Here is an 18,505-nt window from a genome sequence, read left to right on the forward strand (position 1 = left end):
CAACCTGCGTGCTTGAGCGTGTTGAATGAATCCCGGACAATGTAGGCTGTTTTTGATTTTTTCTTTCGCGAATCTTCTTGTCCTTTCGCGATGTTTGCCGCTCAGCTGTGGAACTAACGCTCACATGACGACGCATATTCAACGTTCGGCCCTGCTGCCTTACCCGGCACAGGCGCTCTATGACCTGGTCAACGACGTGGCGCGTTACCCGGAGTTCCTGCCTTGGTGTTCGACTGCCGAGGTGTTGGAGAACAGTGATGAGCATATGGTTGCCAGCGTGGGGGTGGCGAAGGGCGGCTTGAGCCAGCACTTTGTCACGCGCAACACGCTGGTGCCCGGGCAGTCCATTGAGATGAATCTCGAAGAAGGCCCGTTCACTCAGTTGCATGGCGTGTGGGTGTTCAAGGCGTTGAACGAGAAGGCCTGCAAGATCAGCCTGGACCTGTCGTTCGACTATGCCGGCCCTATCGTGCGTGCCACCTTGGGCCCGTTGTTCAATCAAGCGGCCAATACCCTGGTGGACGCGTTCTGCCAACGCGCCAAGCAAATGCATGGCTGAGCCATTGGTTGATATCGAGGTGGTGTACGCCGCGGTGGATCGCCAGGTGTTGATGAGCCTGGCAGTAGCGCCGGGTTCAAGCCTCAGGGCGGCGGTGCAGGGTTCTGGAGTGGCCGCGCAATTCCCGGAGCTGAATTTGGAGAATTGCCCTTTGGGGATTTTCGGCAAGGTGGTTGCGGACGCGGATGTTCGTTGTGTGCAGGCTGGAGACCGAATCGAGATCTACCGGCCGTTGTTGGCAGATCCGATGGAGATACGTCGCTTGCGTGCGGCGAAGGCTGCCAAGGCAAAACAGCAGAATTCATAGCTTGAGAAACGGTAGGCAACAAAAAGCCCGGCATGCCGGGCTTTTTATCGAGCGTTACAAACTTACTGCGGGCTGGCGTCCAGAGGTTCTGGAGTTGGCACTGGAACGGTTTGCACGCCGTCGACGCCTTTCTGGATCTCGTCCAGCAAGGAGCCAGGCTTGGCCGGTACTTCGGACTTCGGCTTCTCCTCGTTCTGCGCGGGCGCAGGAGCCGTGGTGCCGGTGTCTTTGCCCAGCAAGGCTTCATCGCGGCTTACGCCCGGTTTGAAGTCCCCCGACAGGCTGACGAGCTGGTCATTGCCATTGAAGATGACACTGACCCGCTCCTGCTGGCGTTCACCGCCACCAGGTTGGATGCTATAGAGATAATCCCAGCGATCGGCATGGAATGTGTCGGTCAGCAGGGGATTACCCATGATAAACCGTACTTGCCGTCGGGTCATTCCCGGGCGTAACTGGTCTATCATGTCCTGCGTGACGACATTGCCCTGCTGGATGTCGATTTTGTAAACCCCGGGGAATGAACAACCGGCGAGTGCGAGCAGTCCCACAAAGGTGAAACTGGTTAGCAAGAGCTTGGTGTTTTGCATCGGTGGGCGACTTCCACTATCTTGGCTGGGACAACGTAAACGCCGATCATACCCGTATTAAGAGAAGCTGCGAAGCAGCATCCGCGAGAAAGCTAACCATGGTTGAAAATAGCGAACTACGCAAAGCCGGTCTTAAAGTGACTCTGCCACGAGTCAAGATTCTACAAATGCTCGATTCTGCTGAGCAGCGCCACATGAGTGCCGAGGATGTATACAAGGCACTGATGGAGTCTAACGAGGACGTCGGCCTGGCCACGGTTTACCGTGTACTGACCCAGTTTGAAGCAGCAGGACTGGTGGTTCGTCATAATTTCGACGGCGGTCATGCAGTGTTTGAACTGGCCGACGGCGGTCATCACGACCACATGGTTGACCTGGATACCAATGAGGTTATCGAGTTCACCAGTCCGGAAATCGAGAAGCTCCAGCACATGATCGCTGAGCAGCATGGATTCGATTTGGTGGACCACAATCTGGTTCTCTACATACGTAAGAAAAAGTAAGAAAGCTACGCAGATTCGCTCTGCGAAACGATCGAAGGCGACCCTAGGGTCGCCTTCGTGCTTTCTATAGAAAGAAAAGTGCTCAGTAAGTCAGGCTTCAGACCTTCGCGGTCACCACCATTTTTTTCGCGTGAGCCAAGGACTCCTTGGTCAGGTCAATGCCGCCGAGCATCCGCGCCACTTCTTCTACCCGTTCGGTCTTGTTCAGTTTGGATACGGCGGTATGGGTCGCATCACTGCCCCGGACTTTGTGCACGAACAAGTGTTGATGCCCTTGGGCGGCCACTTGTGGCAAGTGAGTGACGGTCAGCACCTGGCCACGATCGCCCAGTCGGCGCAGCAGCTGGCCAACGATCTCGGCAGTCGGGCCACCGATCCCTACGTCCACCTCATCGAATACCAGCGTTGGCACGCGTGAGGTCTGGGCGGTGATCACCTGGATCGCCAGGCTGATCCGTGACAGCTCGCCGCCGGACGCCACTTTTGCCAGTGCCTTCAATGGCTGGCCCGGGTTTGCGCTGACCAGCAGTTCTACCTGTTCAAGACCATTGGGCAGCAGCTCATTGCTGGTGTTGGTGTGCAGCTCGATGGTGAAGCGCCCGCCGGGCATCCCCAGGCGCTGGATCTCTTGTTCCACCGCGCTGGCCAGGCCGGTCGCTGCCTGATGGCGCAGGTCGCTGAGCTCTCGGGCTTTCTCTTGATAATGGCGAGCAAACGACGCTAGTTCTTCACCCAGTCGCTCGATGGATTCGTCATTAGCGTTCAGGGTTTCGATTTCATCCAGCAGTTTTTGCTGCATGGTCGCGACTTCGGTCGGCTGGATCCGGTGTTTGCGCGCCAGGGTGTAGATGGTGTCCAGGCGCTCTTCTATATCCTGCAGGCGGGCCGGGTCGGCATCGAAGTGATCGAGGAAGCGGTTCAGCTCGCCCACAGCTTCTTCGACTTGGATTTGCGCGCTGGTCAGCAGCGTGGTGGCTTCATTCAGCGAGCCGGAGGCATTGTTCACGCTGGACAGGCGATTGAGGCTCGCCGTCAGGGCGTTGAGCACATTGCCGGAATCACTTTCGCTGCACTGTTCCACCACTTGCCGGCAGATGCCCAGCAGGGTTTCGGCGTTGGTGAGGTTCTTGTGTTCCTGTTCCAGTTGCTCCAGTTCTGTCTCGCCGAGCCCCAGGCTTTCCAGCTCTTCCAGTTGGTAGCTGAGCAATTGGTGGCGGGCACGCTGCTCATCGCCGGAGTTGGAGAGGCGCTCCAGCTCCTGGCGGGTCTGGCGCCAGCGCTGCGCGGCCAGTTGCACTTGGCGCGCAAGGTCCGTGGCGCCGGCGTACTCGTCGAGGAGTCGGCGATGGGTGTCGGTTTTCAGCAGGGATTGGTGTTCATGCTGGCTGTGGATGTCGATCAGCAGTTCGCCCAGGGCTTTCAAGTCGCCGAGGGGGCAGGGGGTGCCATTTATATAGCCGCGGGAGCGCCCTTCGGCAGTGATCACCCGGCGCAGGATGCACGGGCCTTCATTATTGAGGTCGCGCTCGGCAAGCCAGGCTTCGGCTTCCGGGATGTCGGCCAGGTCAAAGGTGGCGAGGATGTCGGCTTTGTCGGCGCCGGGGCGAACCACGCCGCTGTCGGCACGATCGCCCAGGGTCAGGCCCAGGGCGTCGAGCATGATCGACTTGCCGGCGCCGGTTTCGCCTGTGATTACGCTCATCCCGCGATCCAGTTCAAGATCCAGATGTTCAACGATGGCGTAGTTATGTACGGACAGGTGCACCAGCATGACGGCCGCTCCCAGGCTTTAGGTCTGGTTATTTATACAGTGTTTTGTTTGGGGGTGACAATCCTGATGCTTAGTCCGATTTGCTTGAATAACTGTCTTTTTAAGTGCGACAGGGAATGATCGGGGGAAATTGATCCAGGACAAGTGAAAGACTTTTGGTAACGCCCCAGCCCTTGAACCTGAAAATTGTGGCCCCATATACCGGAACAGAAGCGCGAGTCGAGTTCGCGCATGATTTTGAAAGGAGAAATCTATGGCTGACGAACAGACGCAGGATACGCAAAATCCAGACGCCAACCAGGCCGCAGGTGAAGATCTGGCAGCTCGTGTGCAAGTGCTCGAAGAGCAGTTGGCAGGCGCACAGGATCAATCGTTGCGTGTTGCCGCTGATCTGCAGAACGTCCGCCGCCGCGCCGAGCAGGATGTAGAAAAGGCTCACAAGTTCGCCCTGGAAAAATTTGCCGGTGATCTGCTGCCGATTATCGACAGCCTGGAACGTGGCCTTGAGTTGTCCAACCCGGACGACGAAAACATCCGTCCAATGCGCGAAGGGATCGAACTGACCCTGAAAATGTTCCAGGACACCCTGAAGCGTTATCAGTTGGAAGCCATCGATCCACAAGGCGGCGAGCCGTTCAATGCCGAGCATCATCAAGCGATGGCGATGCAGGAAAACGCTGATCTTGAGCCGAACAGCGTGTTGAAGGTGTTCCAGAAGGGTTACCAGCTCAACGGTCGCTTGCTGCGCCCGGCAATGGTTGTGGTGAGCAAGGCTCCTGCACCGGTTGCACCTTCTATTGATGAGCAGGCTTGAAATAAGTCGTAACGGCCCCATCTATAAGTCAAGCGTTTAAGTACTGCCGCAGTTAGCCACCACTGCTGTGGCAACAAAATCTAAGTTTCGGGAGAGTAAATCATGGGCAAAATTATCGGTATCGACCTGGGGACTACCAACTCCTGCGTCTCCGTGCTGGAAAACGGCGTATCCAAAGTTATTGAAAACGCCGAAGGCGCACGTACCACCCCGTCCATCGTGGCTTATGCCAACGACGGCGAAATCCTGGTTGGCCAGTCCGCCAAGCGTCAAGCTGTGACCAATCCGCATAACACCCTGTACGCGGTGAAGCGTCTGATCGGTCGTAAGTTCGACGAAGAAGTCGTACAGAAAGACATCAAGATGGTCCCGTACAAAATCGCCAAGGCTGACAACGGTGACGCCTGGGTTGAAGTGAACGGCCAGAAAATGTCACCGCCGCAAATCTCGGCTGAAATCTTGAAAAAGATGAAGAAAACCGCCGAAGACTACCTCGGTGAAGCAGTGACTGAAGCGGTGATCACCGTTCCGGCCTACTTCAACGACAGCCAGCGCCAGGCGACCAAAGATGCCGGTCGTATTGCTGGCCTGGACGTAAAACGTATCATCAACGAACCAACCGCAGCCGCTCTGGCCTACGGTATGGACAAGGCCAAGGGCGATCACACCGTGATCGTTTACGACCTGGGTGGCGGTACCTTCGACGTTTCCGTGATCGAAATCGCTGAAGTCGATGGCGAGCACCAGTTCGAAGTGTTGGCCACCAATGGCGACACGTTCCTGGGTGGTGAAGACTTTGACATTCGTCTGATCGACTACCTCGTTGACGAATTCAAGAAAGAAAGCGGCATGAACCTCAAAGGTGACCCGCTGGCCATGCAGCGCCTGAAAGAAGCCGCTGAGAAAGCCAAGATCGAACTGTCTTCGAGCAATTCGACCGACGTGAACCTGCCGTACATCACTGCAGATGCCACCGGTCCTAAGCACTTGAACGTGAAAATCTCCCGCGCCAAGCTGGAGTCGCTGGTAGAAGACCTGGTTCAACGCACCATCGAGCCTTGCCGCATTGCGCTGAAAGACTCGGGTATCGACGTTGGCGCGATCAACGACGTGATCCTGGTCGGCGGTCAGACCCGTATGCCACTGGTTCAGAAGCTGGTTACCGAGTTCTTCGGTAAAGAAGCGCGTAAAGACGTGAACCCGGACGAAGCGGTTGCCATGGGTGCTGCCATCCAGGGCGCGGTATTGGCCGGCGACGTGAAAGACGTTCTGCTGCTCGACGTTAGCCCGCTGACCCTGGGTATCGAAACCATGGGTGGCGTGATGACCGCGCTGATCGAGAAAAACACCACGATTCCTACCAAGAAATCGCAAGTGTTCTCGACTGCCGACGACAATCAGGGCGCCGTGACCATTCACGTGCTGCAAGGTGAGCGTAAGCAAGCCGGTCAGAACAAGTCCCTGGGCAAGTTCGACCTGGCCGAGATTCCACCAGCACCACGTGGCGTGCCACAAATTGAAGTGACCTTCGACATCGACGCCAACGGCATTCTGCACGTAGGCGCCAAAGACAAGGCCACCGGCAAGACTCAGTCGATCGTGATCAAGGCAAACTCGGGTCTGTCCGAGGAAGAAATTCAGCAGATGATTCGTGATGCTGAAGCCAACGCTGACGAAGACCGCAAGTTCGAAGAGCTGGCCGCTGCCCGCAACCAGGGTGATGCACTGGTTCACTCGACGCGCAAAATGATCGCTGACGCTGGCGACAAAGTGACTGCTGAAGAGAAAACTGCAATCGAAGCCGCCGTAGTTGCCCTGGAAGCCGCCGTTAAAGGCGACGACAAGGCTGCTATCGAAGCCAAGGTTGAAGAGCTGTCGAAAGTCTCTGCGCCAGTGGCTCAGAAAATGTACGCCGAACAAGGCCAGCCGGCTGACGGTGCTGCACACCAGGCAGAACCTGAAGCCAAGCACGACGATGTTGTCGATGCTGAGTTCGAAGAAGTCAAAGACCAGAAGTAACTTGGTCGCCCGGTTGACCGCTCACAAGCGGTGACTGGTAGGATGTCGCCGCGCGGGAGCTTGCTCCCGCGTTGGCGTGTCTGGGGTACGCGAATTTTTACAGCATGCGACGACGCTCGGATGCTGGCGGTGTGATCGGGAATGCTCCTGCTTTCCGGACGACAGTCACCGCGTTTTTGGCCGGTTGCCGGCTGAAAGCAGTAACGACCAGGATCGTTGAATTGACGTGAGTTGGGTCCGGGCCTGTATTGGGGCTCAACGAGTTTGGCAAGGCTCAGGAGGGTTTTGCCGGACGTCCTTAAGAGTGCAAAGACTTATGGCAAAGCGTGACTATTACGAAGTGTTGGGTGTGGAGCGCGGCTCCAGCGAGGCGGACCTGAAAAAGGCTTACCGTCGCCTGGCAATGAAGCACCACCCGGACCGTAATCCGGATAACAAAGAATCCGAAGAGCTGTTCAAAGAGGCCAATGAGGCCTACGAATGCCTATGTGATCCAAACAAGCGTGCCGCTTACGATCAGTACGGCCATGCCGGTGTCGACCCAAGCATGGGCGGCGGCGGTGCAGGTTTTGGTGGTCAGAACTTCTCGGATATTTTCGGCGACGTGTTCAGCGACTTCTTTGGCGGCGGCCGTGGTGGCCAGCGTGGCGGTGCCCAGCGCGGTAGCGACCTACGTTACACCTTGGAGCTGAACCTGGAAGAAGCGGTGCGTGGCACCAGCGTCAATATCCGTGTTCCGACGCTGGTCAATTGCAAGCCGTGCGACGGTTCGGGCGCCAAGAAAGGCTCCTCGCCGATCACTTGCCCGACCTGCGGCGGTATCGGCCAGGTGCGTATGCAGCAAGGCTTCTTCTCGGTGCAGCAGACCTGCCCGCGCTGCCATGGCCAGGGCAAGATCATTTCCGATCCGTGCGACTCGTGCCACGGCGAAGGGCGTGTCGAAGAGTACAAGACCCTCTCGGTGAAAGTGCCGGCGGGTGTTGATACCGGTGACCGCATTCGTCTGTCGGGTGAAGGCGAGGCGGGCACTCAGGGCGGCCCGACGGGCGACCTGTACGTGGTGATCAATGTGCGCGAGCACTCGATCTTCCAGCGCGACGGCAAGCATCTGTTCTGTGAAGTGCCGATCAGTTTCGTCGACGCGGCTCTGGGTGGCGAGCTTGAGATTCCGACGCTGGACGGTCGGGTCAAGCTGAAGATTCCTGAGGGTACGCAGACCGGCAAGCAGTTCCGTATCCGTGGCAAAGGCGTTGCGCCGGTGCGCGGTGGCGGTGCTGGCGATCTGATGTGTCGTGTGGCGGTGGAGACGCCGGTGAACCTGGGTCGTCGTCAGCGCGAACTGCTGGAAGAATTCCGCAGCTCCCTGGCCGGCGATGACACTCATTCGCCAAAGACCACTGGTTGGTTCGAAGGCGTGAAGCGTTTCTTCGGCGACCTGTAAGGAAGTGAGTATGCGACGTATCGCGGTGATGGGCGCTGCCGGGCGCATGGGCAAAACCCTGATCGAGGCCGTACAGGCGCGCTCGCCGGCCTCCGGGCTGACAGCGGCGATTGTTCGTCCCGGCAGCACCTTGATTGGTGCGGACGCGGGTGAGTTGGCGTCCCTGGGGCGGATCGGCGTTTCGTTGTCCGGCAATCTGGAACAGGTCGCCGACGAATTCGACGTGCTGATCGATTTCACCCTGCCGGACGTGATGCTGAAAAACCTGGCGTTCTGCCGCAAGGCGGGCAAGGCCATGGTGATCGGCACGACCGGTCTGAGCGCCGAGCAAAAGCAGCTGCTGGTGGAGGCGGGCAAGGATATTCCTATCGTGTTCGCGGCCAACTTCAGCGTCGGTGTCAATCTGTCGCTGAAGTTGCTCGACATGGCAGCGCGCGTGATGGGCGATGAGGCTGACATCGAGATCATCGAGACGCATCACCGGCACAAGATCGATGCGCCGTCGGGTACGGCGTTGCGCATGGGTGAGGCAATTGCCGATGCCCTTGGGCGTGATCTGTCGAAAGTGGCGGTGTACGGCCGCGAGGGTCACACCGGTGCTCGTGCTCACGACACCATCGGTTTTGCCACCGTTCGCGGCGGTGACGTGGTGGGTGATCACACCGTGCTGTTCGCGACCGAGGGTGAGCGTCTTGAGATCACCCACAAGGCGTCGAGTCGCATGACGTTCGCCAAGGGTGCTGTACGTGCGGCGCTGTGGCTGGACGGTCGTACGCCGGCCTTGTACGACATGCGTGACGTGCTGGATCTGCATTAAGAAGTAGCTAAAACGGGGTCTCAGGAATATGCTGAGGCCCCGTTTTTACCCGCTAAGCGACGTCCTGTCGCATTCCCCTGCCTTTAAGGCTCATTAGCGGTGGACCAAAAAAGCCTTTTTCTGTAAGCTACAGCTTTAGTGTGTCCACTAAAAGCGCGCAGAATAATTCGGTGAAGAAGCGGGGTGACGTGTCCATACGTCACTCCGCTTTTTTACAACCTGCGATCGCCCTTTCAGGCTTTATTTACGGGAGGTCTTCTTGACTAAGCCAGCCATACTCGCCCTTGCTGATGGCAGCATTTTTCGCGGCGAAGCCATTGGAGCCGACGGTCAGACCGTTGGAGAGGTGGTGTTCAACACCGCCATGACCGGCTATCAGGAAATCCTTACTGATCCTTCCTACGCCCAACAGATCGTTACCCTGACCTATCCGCACATCGGCAACACCGGTACTACACCGGAAGACGCCGAGTCTGATCGTGTCTGGTCGGCTGGCCTGGTCATCCGTGACCTGCCACTGGTAGCGAGCAACTGGCGTAACACGATGTCCCTGTCCGATTACCTGAAAGCCAATAACGTTGTGGCGATCGCCGGTATCGATACGCGTCGTCTGACACGCATCCTGCGTGAAAAAGGTTCGCAGAACGGCTGCATCATGGCCGGTGACAACATCTCCGAAGAAGCAGCGATTGCAGCGGCCCAAGGTTTCCCTGGCCTGAAAGGCATGGACCTGGCGAAAGTCGTCAGCACCAAGGAAAAGTACGAGTGGCGCTCCACTGTCTGGGACTTGAAGACCGACAGCCACGCGACCATCGAAGCTTCCGAGCTGCCGTACCACGTTGTGGCCTACGACTACGGTATCAAGCACAACATCCTGCGCATGCTGGTCGAGCGCGGTTGCCGCGTGACCGTGGTGCCGGCGCAAACCCCGGCCAGCGATGTACTGGCCCTGCAGCCGGACGGTGTGTTCCTGTCCAACGGCCCGGGTGACCCGGAGCCTTGCGACTACGCCATCAAGGCGATCAAGGAAGTGCTGGAAACCGAGATCCCGGTATTCGGCATCTGCCTCGGCCACCAGTTGCTGGCCCTGGCCTCCGGCGCCAAGACCCTGAAAATGGGCCACGGCCACCACGGTGCCAACCACCCGGTGCAGGACCTGGACACTGGCGTCGTGATGATCACCAGCCAGAACCACGGTTTTGCGGTGGATGAAGCGACGCTGCCGGGCAACGTCCGGGCGATTCACAAGTCGCTGTTCGACGGTTCCCTGCAAGGCATCGAGCGCACCGACAAGAGCGCGTTCAGCTTCCAGGGCCACCCTGAAGCAAGCCCGGGCCCGAACGACGTAGCGCCGCTGTTCGACCGTTTCATCAATGAGATGGCCAAGCGACGCTAAGTGAGTGGCCCGAGGGTGGCCCGGGAAACCGGCGGCCCCCTCGGGCTCTTCAAAGATTGTTCAAGACGGCTTGCCGACTGACCTGCGGATTTGAGTGACAAACCCATGCCAAAACGTACAGACATAAAAAGCATCCTGATTCTCGGCGCTGGCCCGATCGTGATCGGCCAGGCCTGCGAATTCGACTACTCCGGCGCCCAGGCCTGTAAAGCTCTGCGCGAAGAGGGCTATCGCGTCATCCTGGTGAACTCCAACCCGGCCACCATCATGACCGACCCGGACATGGCCGACGCCACCTACATCGAGCCGATCAAGTGGCAGACCGTTGCCAAGATCATCGAAAAAGAGCGTCCGGACGCGCTGCTGCCGACCATGGGCGGCCAGACCGCCCTGAACTGCGCACTGGACCTGGAGCGCGAAGGCGTCCTGGAGAAGTTCGGCGTAGAGATGATCGGCGCCAATGCCGACACCATCGACAAGGCTGAAGACCGTTCGCGTTTCGACAAGGCCATGAAGTCCATCGGTCTTGACTGCCCGCGTTCCGGTATCGCCCACAGCATGGAAGAGGCCAATGCGGTCCTGGAGCGCTTGGGCTTCCCGTGCATCATCCGTCCGTCCTTCACCATGGGCGGCACCGGCGGCGGTATCGCCTACAACCGTGAAGAATTCGAAGAAATCTGCGCCCGTGGCCTGGACTTGTCTCCGACCAAAGAGCTGCTGATCGACGAATCCCTGATCGGCTGGAAAGAATATGAGATGGAGGTTGTCCGCGATAAGAAGGACAACTGCATCATCGTCTGCTCGATCGAAAACTTTGACCCGATGGGCGTGCACACCGGTGACTCGATCACTGTTGCGCCGGCGCAGACCCTGACAGACAAGGAATACCAGATCATGCGTAACGCCTCGTTGGCGGTGCTGCGTGAGATTGGCGTGGAAACCGGTGGCTCCAACGTCCAGTTCGGCATCTGCCCGGACACTGGCCGCATGGTTGTGATCGAGATGAACCCGCGTGTATCGCGCTCTTCGGCGCTGGCATCGAAAGCTACCGGCTTCCCGATTGCGCGCATCGCTGCCAAGCTGGCGATCGGTTACACATTGGACGAGCTGCAGAACGAAATCACTGGCGGTGCAACACCGGCGTCCTTCGAGCCGTCGATCGACTACGTCGTCACCAAGCTGCCACGCTTCGCTTTCGAGAAATTCCCGAAAGCCGACGCCCGCCTGACCACTCAGATGAAGTCGGTCGGCGAAGTCATGGCCATCGGCCGGACCTTCCAGGAGTCCCTGCAGAAAGCCCTGCGCGGCCTGGAAGTGGGCGTTTGCGGTCTGGATGAAAAGCTCGACCTGAGCAACCCGGAAAGCATGAGCGTGCTCAAGCGCGAACTGACCGTGCCGGGTGCCGAGCGTATTTGGTACGTGGCCGATGCTTTCCGCGCCGGCATGACCGTCGAAGACATCTTCGGCATGAACATGATCGACCCGTGGTTCCTGGTACAGATCGAAGATCTGATCAAGGAAGAAGAGAAGGTCAAGACCCTCGGTCTGTCCTCCATCGACCGCGACCTGATGTTCCGCCTCAAGCGCAAAGGCTTCTCCGACATGCGTTTGGCCAAGCTGCTGGGCGTGACCGAGAAGAACCTGCGCACCCATCGCCACAAGCTGGATATCTTCCCGGTCTACAAGCGCGTTGATACCTGCGCGGCCGAGTTCGCCACCGACACCGCGTATATGTACTCCACCTACGAGGAGGAGTGCGAAGCAGCGCCGTCGGGCCGCGACAAAATCATGATTCTAGGTGGCGGTCCAAACCGTATCGGCCAAGGCATCGAGTTCGATTATTGCTGCGTACACGCCGCTCTCGCCCTGCGCGAAGACGGGTACGAGACCATCATGGTCAACTGCAACCCTGAAACTGTTTCCACCGACTACGACACCTCCGACCGTCTGTACTTCGAGCCGGTAACGCTGGAAGACGTACTGGAAATCTGCCGCGTCGAGAAGCCAAAAGGCGTGATCGTCCAGTACGGCGGCCAAACCCCGTTGAAACTGGCTCGTGCACTTGAAGCTGCTGGCGTACCGATCATCGGCACCAGCCCTGACGCTATCGACCGCGCCGAAGACCGTGAACGCTTCCAGCAGATGGTTGAGCGTCTGAATCTGCGTCAGCCGCCAAACGCCACTGTGCGCAGCGAAGACGAAGCGATCCGCGCAGCCAGCAAGATCGGTTACCCGTTGGTGGTGCGTCCGTCCTACGTACTGGGCGGCCGGGCGATGGAAATCGTCTACGAAGAAGACGAACTCAAGCGTTACCTGCGTGATGCGGTGAAAGTGTCCAACGACAGCCCGGTGCTGCTGGACCACTTCCTCAACTGTGCCATCGAGATGGACGTGGATGCGGTCTGCGACGGCACCGACGTGGTGATCGGCGCGATCATGCAGCACATCGAACAGGCTGGCGTTCACTCCGGTGACTCCGCTTGCTCGCTGCCGCCATACTCGCTGCCTGCACACATCCAGGACGAGATGCGCGAACAGGTCAAGAAAATGGCCCTGGAGCTGGGCGTGGTCGGCCTGATGAACGTGCAGTTGGCGCTGCAAGGCGAAGACATCTACGTCATCGAAGTCAACCCGCGCGCTTCGCGTACCGTACCGTTTGTTTCCAAGTGCATCGGTGTGTCCCTGGCGATGATTGCTGCTCGTGTGATGGCCGGTAAGACGTTGAAGGAAATCGGCTTCACCAAGGAAATCATTCCGAACTTCTACAGTGTGAAAGAGGCGGTGTTCCCATTCGCCAAATTCCCTGGTGTGGACCCGATCCTGGGCCCAGAGATGAAGTCCACCGGTGAAGTCATGGGCGTGGGCGATACCTTCGGTGAAGCGTTCGCCAAGGCCCAGATGGGCGCCAGCGAAGTGCTGCCGACCGGCGGTACTGCGTTCATCAGCGTGCGCGATGATGACAAGCCGCTGGTTGCAGGCGTGGCCCGTGATCTGATCAACTTGGGCTTCGAAGTCGTGGCTACTGCCGGGACCGCCAAGCTGATCGAGGCTGCCGGCCTGAAAGTACGTCGCGTGAACAAAGTGACGGAAGGCCGTCCGCACGTGGTCGACATGATCAAGAATGACGAAGTCACCCTGATCATCAACACTACCGAGGGTCGCCAGTCGATCGCGGACTCCTACTCCATTCGTCGTAACGCCTTGCAGCACAAGATCTACTGCACCACTACCATTGCTGCTGGCGAAGCTATCTGCGAAGCGCTCAAGTTCGGTCCTGAAAAAACCGTGCGTCGCTTGCAGGATCTACACGCAGGATTGAAGGCATGATCAAATACCCAATGACCGTCCAGGGCGCAAAAGCCCTGGAAGAAGAACACGCCCACCTGACCAAGGTCGTCCGTCCGAAGCTGAGCCAGGACATCGGCACGGCCCGGGAATTGGGTGACCTGAAGGAAAACGCTGAATACCATGCTGCCCGCGAGCAGCAAGGTATGGTCGAGGCGCGGATCCGTGATATCGAAGGCCGTATGCAGAATGCGGTGATCATCGATGTCACTACCATCCCGCATACCGGCAAGGTGATTTTCGGTACCACCGTGGAAATTGCCAACGTCGAGACTGACGAAAGCGTGGTTTACCACATCGTGGGTGAAGACGAGGCCGACTTCAAGCTCGGCAAGATCTCCGTCGGTTCGCCGCTGGCCCGCGCCTTGATTGCCAAGGAAGAAGGTGATGTGGTGGCCGTCAAGACGCCTGGTGGCGTGATCGAGTACGAGATTGTCGAAGTTCGTCACATCTGAAAGACGGCGCCCGCTTCATGCGGGCGCCATGCTTTGGCAGTTTGCCCAGATGCTTTGGGTTGGCGGCCTATGGCTGTTACACATTGGTGTTCTGCCGGTGCTGGGCCTGATAGGCCTGGCACCGTTGCTGATCGATGAGGTCGGCGGATTACTGAGTGCGTTGCTGGTGGGGTTTGCAGCGGCGTGCGTGACGCTTCAGGCGCTGGTGCTGATCAAGGCCGAAGGCTTGGAGAGTTTGTGGCGGGATATACGCGGGCAACTGCTGTTGATGGCGCTGTATGCGTGCGCAATGTTTTGCGTAGTGCGCATCTTTCTGCCGGAAGCGTTGCGCTGGCAGCTGTTCAGCTATCTTGTGCTAGGGTTTTCCGGGTTGGTGCTGGTTGTACAGCCGGCGCCAGGATGGAGCGGCAGGGCGCGCGAAGCACGCCCGTGACCCTTTGTTTCACTTGAAGCGGTGTACGTTCGACAGTTGCTTGTTGGCGCTGAAGTTCTTGCGATACAGCAGTGCCATCTTGCCGATGACCTGAACCAGGTCCGCTTTGCCAGCCTTGCACAGTTCTGCAATGGCTGCCAGGCGCGCCTCGCGATCAAGGATGCTGACCTTGATTTTGATTAGTTCGTGATCGCCCAATGCGCGTTCAAGTTCGGCTAACACACCTTCAGTCAAACCGTTGTCAGCCACAATCAAAACTGGTTTCAGATGGTGGCCAATGGATTTGTACTGTTTCTTCTGCTCTTGAGTGAGCGGCATAATCTGACCCCTGCGTCTGATCTTGTAAAAAGCGGCGGCCAGTTTACCCGAGCGAGTCCGGGACCGCCCAGTTAATCACGACCCGTTTTATTTTCGAGGTGGCCCGTGGCCCGTTCCAAAACTAGCCTTAAGTGGCTGCAAGAGCATTTCAACGACCCTTACGTCAAAATGGCGCAAAAGGATGGCTACCGCTCCCGGGCCAGCTACAAGCTGCTGGAGATCCAGGAAAAGGACAAGTTGATCCGTCCTGGCATGAGTGTGATCGACCTGGGTGCCGCCCCGGGTGGCTGGTCCCAGGTGACCAGTCGTCTGATTGGTGGGCAGGGTCGTTTGATCGCTTCCGATATTCTGGAAATGGACAGTATCCCCGACGTGACCTTCGTTCACGGCGATTTTACCCAGGATGAAGTGCTGGCACAGATCCTGGAAGCCGTCGGTAATTCGCAGGTAGACCTTGTGATTTCCGATATGGCCCCCAATATGAGTGGATTACCGGCTGTTGATATGCCGCGAGCCATGTTCCTGTGCGAATTGGCACTGGATCTGGCGGGACGGGTACTGCGTCCGGGTGGTGACTTCTTGGTCAAGGTCTTCCAGGGTGAAGGCTTCGACGAGTATCACAAGAACATCCGCAAGCTGTTCGACAAGGTACAGACACGCAAGCCTGACTCTTCCCGGGACAGGTCCCGTGAGCAGTATTTGCTGGGTCGCGGGTTCCGTGGCATTGAAGGCGCTGCCAGTGAAGAGCGTTTTTGAGAAATTGACGGAGGCGATAGGTTTTTTTATATCGCTTTCGTCACGAAGCTTTACGAATATTGTGTAGTCAAAGTTTCACAAAGGGTTACAGACGGCGCCTGCCAGAGTTGTAGGTAATGTAGTAAGTTAGGCCGGTGAATATCATGCGAAGCACGCGCCAGTAGCGGAGCTTGCTTCAGAGGGTAGTTAATTGAACGATATGGCAAAGAATCTGATCCTGTGGTTGATCATCGCGGCTGTCCTCGTGACGGTGATGAACAACTTCTCCAGCCCTAACGAGCCGCAGACCCTCAACTATTCCGACTTCATCCAGCAAGTTAAGGATGGCAAGGTCGAGCGCGTAGCAGTTGATGGCTATGTGATTACCGGCAAGCGCAACGATGGCGACAGCTTCAAGACCATTCGTCCGGCAATCCAGGACAATGGCCTTATCGGCGACCTGGTGGATAACCACGTAGTCGTCGAAGGCAAGCAGCCTGAGCAGCAGAGCATCTGGACCCAGCTCCTGGTGGCCAGCTTCCCGATCCTGGTGATCATCGCCGTGTTCATGTTCTTCATGCGCCAGATGCAAGGTGGTGCGGGAGGCAAGGGCGGGCCGATGAGTTTCGGCAAGAGCAAGGCGCGCCTGCTCTCCGAAGACCAGGTGAAAACTACCCTGGCTGACGTTGCTGGTTGCGACGAAGCCAAGGAAGAAGTGGGCGAACTGGTTGAATTCCTGCGGGATCCGGGCAAGTTCCAGCGCCTGGGTGGTCGTATTCCTCGCGGCGTGCTGATGGTTGGCCCGCCAGGTACCGGTAAAACCCTGCTGGCCAAGGCCATTGCCGGCGAAGCCAAAGTACCTTTCTTCACCATTTCCGGTTCCGACTTCGTCGAAATGTTCGTCGGTGTCGGTGCCAGCCGTGTTCGCGACATGTTCGAACAGGCCAAGAAGCACGCCCCGTGCATCATCTTCATCGATGAAATCGACGCCGTTGGTCGCCATCGTGGCGCCGGCATGGGCGGCGGTCATGATGAGCGTGAGCAGACTCTTAACCAGTTGCTGGTTGAGATGGACGGTTTCGAAATGAACGACGGCATCATCGTAATCGCCGCAACCAACCGTCCAGACGTACTCGACCCTGCGCTGCTGCGTCCGGGCCGTTTCGACCGTCAGGTTGTGGTTGGTCTGCCGGACATTCGTGGTCGTGAACAAATCCTGAAAGTGCACATGCGCAAAGTGCCAATGGGCGACGACGTGGCTCCGGCCGTGATTGCCCGTGGTACTCCAGGCTTCTCCGGTGCCGACCTTGCCAACCTGGTGAACGAAGCGTCGCTGTTCGCTGCCCGTACCGGCAAACGCATCGTTGAAATGAAAGAGTTCGAGCTGGCGAAAGACAAGATCATGATGGGCGCCGAGCGCAAATCCATGGTCATGTCCGAGAAAGAGAAGCAGAACACTGCCTATCACGAGGCGGGTCACGCCATTGTTGGTCGCGTCGTGCCTGAGCATGACCCTGTCTACAAAGTATCGATCATTCCTCGTGGCCGAGCGCTGGGCGTCACCATGTTCCTGCCGGAAGAGGATCGGTACAGCCTCTCCAAGCGTGCCTTGATCAGCCAGATCTGCTCGCTGTATGGCGGCCGGATCGCGGAAGAGATGACCTTGGGCTTTGATGGTGTTACCACCGGCGCGTCCAACGACATCATGCGTGCGAGCCAGATTGCACGGAACATGGTGACCAAGTGGGGTCTGTCGGAAAAACTCGGTCCTTTGATGTATGCCGAGGAAGAAGGCGAAGTATTCCTGGGTCGCGGTGGTGGCGGTCAAGCTGCCAGCTTCTCCGGTGAGACAGCCAAGCTGATCGACTCCGAAGTGCGCAGCATCATTGACCAGTGCTACGGCACGGCCAAGCAGATCCTCACCGATAACCGCGACAAGCTCGACGCCATGGCTGATGCCCTGATGAAGTACGAGACCATTGATGCCGATCAGATTGACGACATCATGGCTGGTCGTACGCCTCGCGAGCCTCGCGATTGGGAAGGTGGTTCGGGGACTTCGGGTACGCCTCCAGTGGTACAGAACGAACGCCCTGAAGCTCCAATCGGCGGCCCGGCTGCTGACCATTAAGGTTTGAAATGACTTCTGCGTTGTCCTCGACCCGGTTGCCTTGCGGCAGCCGGGTTCTTGATTTGGCCCGTACGCACGTGATGGGCATTCTTAACGTAACCCCTGATTCCTTTTCCGATGGCGGTCGCTTCAGTCAGCTTGATGCTGCGTTGCGCCACGCGGAAGCCATGGTGGCTGCCGGTGCGACCTTGATTGACGTGGGCGGCGAGTCGACCCGTCCCGGGGCTCGCGCGGTTTCTCCCCTTGAGGAGTTGGAGCGTGTTGCGCCGATTGTCGAGCGCATCCATCGAGAGCTGGATGTCATCATCTCTGTCGACACCTCTACACCGGCTGTCATGCGTGAAACCGCGCGGCTGGGTGCAGGGTTGATCAACGATGTGCGCTCCCTGCAACGTGATGGTGCTCTGGATGCAGCTGCCGCCACGGGGTTGCCGGTTTGCCTGATGCATATGCTCGGTGAGCCGGGCACGATGCAGGACGACCCGCATTACGACGACCTGGTCGGTGAAGTGAAAGATTTCCTTGCCGGGCGCATGGCTCAATGCGCCGCAGTGGGGATTGCCCCCGAGCGGATAATCCTCGATCCGGGATTTGGTTTTGCCAAGACCTTGCAGCACAATTTAAGCCTGTTCAAGCATATGGAAGCCCTGCATGCCCTTGGTCGCCCTTTGTTGGTTGGGGTTTCGCGCAAGAGCATGATAGGTCTGGCGTTGAATCGCCCGGTGGGTGAGCGGCTGCATGGCGGCCTGGCACTTGCGGCACTTGCCGTGGTCAAGGGTGCACGTATCTTGCGCGTCCATGACGTCGCCGAGACAATAGATGTAGTGCGGATGATCGCAGCGGTTGAATCAGCCGAATAAGAATGATGGAG

The 18,505-nt window shown here is 58.0% G+C and carries 17 protein-coding genes; 14 read left to right on the plus strand and 3 right to left on the minus strand.

All coding sequences use genetic code 11. The annotated features are described in order from the left end of the window. Window positions 1-124 precede the first annotated feature (124 nt). Window positions 125-559: a type II toxin-antitoxin system RatA family toxin gene (locus ACUN0G_RS02870; RefSeq protein WP_177019335.1), complete on the plus strand. Its 435-nt coding sequence runs from the start codon at window positions 125-127 to the stop codon at window positions 557-559. Then, on the plus strand, window positions 552-866 hold the full coding sequence (locus ACUN0G_RS02875; protein ID WP_445572652.1) for an RnfH family protein: 315 nt from the start codon (window positions 552-554) through the stop codon (window positions 864-866). The genes ACUN0G_RS02870 and ACUN0G_RS02875 overlap by 8 nt, the downstream gene beginning before the upstream one ends. 62 nt (window positions 867-928) lie before the next feature. Here ACUN0G_RS02875 and ACUN0G_RS02880 read toward each other — a convergent pair whose 3' ends face one another. Further along, window positions 929-1,456: an outer membrane protein assembly factor BamE gene (locus tag ACUN0G_RS02880; RefSeq protein WP_421524245.1), complete on the minus strand. Its 528-nt coding sequence runs from the start codon at window positions 1,454-1,456 to the stop codon at window positions 929-931. A 98-nt stretch (window positions 1,457-1,554) separates the two neighbouring features. On the opposite strand from ACUN0G_RS02880, the gene fur reads away from it, so the two are divergent. Then, window positions 1,555-1,959, plus strand: coding sequence for a ferric iron uptake transcriptional regulator (gene fur / locus ACUN0G_RS02885; protein WP_003212228.1), 405 nt, complete (start codon window positions 1,555-1,557; stop codon window positions 1,957-1,959). A gap of 97 nt (window positions 1,960-2,056) precedes the next feature. Here fur and recN read toward each other — a convergent pair whose 3' ends face one another. Further along, window positions 2,057-3,730, minus strand: a complete 1,674-nt coding sequence (recN, locus tag ACUN0G_RS02890; protein WP_017478557.1) for a DNA repair protein RecN — start codon at window positions 3,728-3,730, stop codon at window positions 2,057-2,059. A 253-nt stretch (window positions 3,731-3,983) separates the two neighbouring features. Between recN and grpE the strand changes: the two genes are divergently transcribed. The 8 genes from grpE (at window position 3,984) to ACUN0G_RS02930 (ending at window position 14,450) form a co-directional block, all read left to right on the plus strand. After that, the gene (grpE, locus tag ACUN0G_RS02895) at window positions 3,984-4,544 is read left to right on the plus strand and encodes a nucleotide exchange factor GrpE (RefSeq protein WP_003212224.1); all 561 of its coding nucleotides are present in this window, start codon (window positions 3,984-3,986) and stop codon (window positions 4,542-4,544) included. A 102-nt stretch (window positions 4,545-4,646) separates the two neighbouring features. Beyond that, on the plus strand, window positions 4,647-6,563 hold the full coding sequence (dnaK, locus tag ACUN0G_RS02900) for a molecular chaperone DnaK (RefSeq protein ID WP_063033219.1): 1,917 nt from the start codon (window positions 4,647-4,649) through the stop codon (window positions 6,561-6,563). 316 nt (window positions 6,564-6,879) lie between these two features. Continuing rightward, window positions 6,880-8,004, plus strand: a complete 1,125-nt coding sequence (gene dnaJ / locus ACUN0G_RS02905) for a molecular chaperone DnaJ (RefSeq protein WP_063033218.1) — start codon at window positions 6,880-6,882, stop codon at window positions 8,002-8,004. A 10-nt stretch (window positions 8,005-8,014) separates the two neighbouring features. Then, a complete protein-coding gene (dapB, locus tag ACUN0G_RS02910; RefSeq protein ID WP_445572653.1) occupies window positions 8,015-8,821 on the plus strand; it encodes a 4-hydroxy-tetrahydrodipicolinate reductase in 807 nt (268 codons plus the stop codon). A gap of 259 nt (window positions 8,822-9,080) precedes the next feature. After that, window positions 9,081-10,217, plus strand: a complete 1,137-nt coding sequence (gene carA, locus ACUN0G_RS02915) for a glutamine-hydrolyzing carbamoyl-phosphate synthase small subunit (protein ID WP_258343621.1) — start codon at window positions 9,081-9,083, stop codon at window positions 10,215-10,217. Window positions 10,218-10,322: 105 nt separating this feature from the next. Then, window positions 10,323-13,544 carry a carbamoyl-phosphate synthase large subunit gene (carB, locus tag ACUN0G_RS02920; RefSeq protein ID WP_003212212.1) on the plus strand — a complete coding sequence of 1,074 codons (3,222 nt, stop codon included), beginning with the start codon at window positions 10,323-10,325 and terminating at the stop codon, window positions 13,542-13,544. Beyond that, window positions 13,541-14,017: a transcription elongation factor GreA gene (gene greA / locus ACUN0G_RS02925; RefSeq protein ID WP_122540392.1), complete on the plus strand. Its 477-nt coding sequence runs from the start codon at window positions 13,541-13,543 to the stop codon at window positions 14,015-14,017. The genes carB and greA overlap by 4 nt, the downstream gene beginning before the upstream one ends. A gap of 28 nt (window positions 14,018-14,045) precedes the next feature. Next, complete coding sequence (locus ACUN0G_RS02930) at window positions 14,046-14,450, plus strand: MFS transporter (RefSeq protein WP_076013756.1); 405 nt, start codon at window positions 14,046-14,048, stop codon at window positions 14,448-14,450. A gap of 9 nt (window positions 14,451-14,459) precedes the next feature. On the opposite strand, the gene yhbY is transcribed toward ACUN0G_RS02930, so the two are convergent. Further along, complete coding sequence (gene yhbY / locus ACUN0G_RS02935) at window positions 14,460-14,768, minus strand: ribosome assembly RNA-binding protein YhbY (RefSeq protein ID WP_003212205.1); 309 nt, start codon at window positions 14,766-14,768, stop codon at window positions 14,460-14,462. Between the two features lie 105 nt (window positions 14,769-14,873). Between yhbY and rlmE the strand changes: the two genes are divergently transcribed. From rlmE to folP, 3 genes are all read left to right on the plus strand, one after another. Then, the gene (gene rlmE, locus ACUN0G_RS02940; protein ID WP_003212203.1) at window positions 14,874-15,524 is read left to right on the plus strand and encodes a 23S rRNA (uridine(2552)-2'-O)-methyltransferase RlmE; all 651 of its coding nucleotides are present in this window, start codon (window positions 14,874-14,876) and stop codon (window positions 15,522-15,524) included. A gap of 199 nt (window positions 15,525-15,723) precedes the next feature. Beyond that, the gene (gene ftsH / locus ACUN0G_RS02945; RefSeq protein ID WP_017478564.1) at window positions 15,724-17,634 is read left to right on the plus strand and encodes an ATP-dependent zinc metalloprotease FtsH; all 1,911 of its coding nucleotides are present in this window, start codon (window positions 15,724-15,726) and stop codon (window positions 17,632-17,634) included. Between the two features lie 8 nt (window positions 17,635-17,642). Beyond that, entirely contained in the window at window positions 17,643-18,494 is an 852-nt protein-coding gene (gene folP / locus ACUN0G_RS02950) for a dihydropteroate synthase (protein ID WP_445572654.1), read from the plus strand. Window positions 18,495-18,505 lie beyond the last annotated feature (11 nt).

The sequence above is a fragment of the Pseudomonas sp. 32A genome (genome assembly GCF_052682255.1).

Excerpts from the sequence above, each read along its gene's own strand:
- ACUN0G_RS02870 (WP_177019335.1), top strand. The coding sequence starts at position 125 with ATGACGACGCATATTCAACGTTCGGCCCTGCTGCCTTACCCGGCACAG.
- ACUN0G_RS02875 (WP_445572652.1), top strand. The coding sequence starts at position 552 with ATGGCTGAGCCATTGGTTGATATCGAGGTGGTGTACGCCGCGGTGGAT.
- ACUN0G_RS02880 (WP_421524245.1), bottom strand. The coding sequence starts at position 1,456 with ATGCAAAACACCAAGCTCTTGCTAACCAGTTTCACCTTTGTGGGACTG.
- fur (WP_003212228.1), top strand. The coding sequence starts at position 1,555 with ATGGTTGAAAATAGCGAACTACGCAAAGCCGGTCTTAAAGTGACTCTG.
- recN (WP_017478557.1), bottom strand. The coding sequence starts at position 3,730 with ATGCTGGTGCACCTGTCCGTACATAACTACGCCATCGTTGAACATCTG.
- grpE (WP_003212224.1), top strand. The coding sequence starts at position 3,984 with ATGGCTGACGAACAGACGCAGGATACGCAAAATCCAGACGCCAACCAG.
- dnaK (WP_063033219.1), top strand. The coding sequence starts at position 4,647 with ATGGGCAAAATTATCGGTATCGACCTGGGGACTACCAACTCCTGCGTC.
- dnaJ (WP_063033218.1), top strand. The coding sequence starts at position 6,880 with ATGGCAAAGCGTGACTATTACGAAGTGTTGGGTGTGGAGCGCGGCTCC.
- dapB (WP_445572653.1), top strand. The coding sequence starts at position 8,015 with ATGCGACGTATCGCGGTGATGGGCGCTGCCGGGCGCATGGGCAAAACC.
- carB (WP_003212212.1), top strand. The coding sequence starts at position 10,323 with ATGCCAAAACGTACAGACATAAAAAGCATCCTGATTCTCGGCGCTGGC.
- greA (WP_122540392.1), top strand. The coding sequence starts at position 13,541 with ATGATCAAATACCCAATGACCGTCCAGGGCGCAAAAGCCCTGGAAGAA.
- ACUN0G_RS02930 (WP_076013756.1), top strand. The coding sequence starts at position 14,046 with ATGCTTTGGCAGTTTGCCCAGATGCTTTGGGTTGGCGGCCTATGGCTG.
- yhbY (WP_003212205.1), bottom strand. The coding sequence starts at position 14,768 with ATGCCGCTCACTCAAGAGCAGAAGAAACAGTACAAATCCATTGGCCAC.
- ftsH (WP_017478564.1), top strand. The coding sequence starts at position 15,724 with ATGGCAAAGAATCTGATCCTGTGGTTGATCATCGCGGCTGTCCTCGTG.
- folP (WP_445572654.1), top strand. The coding sequence starts at position 17,643 with ATGACTTCTGCGTTGTCCTCGACCCGGTTGCCTTGCGGCAGCCGGGTT.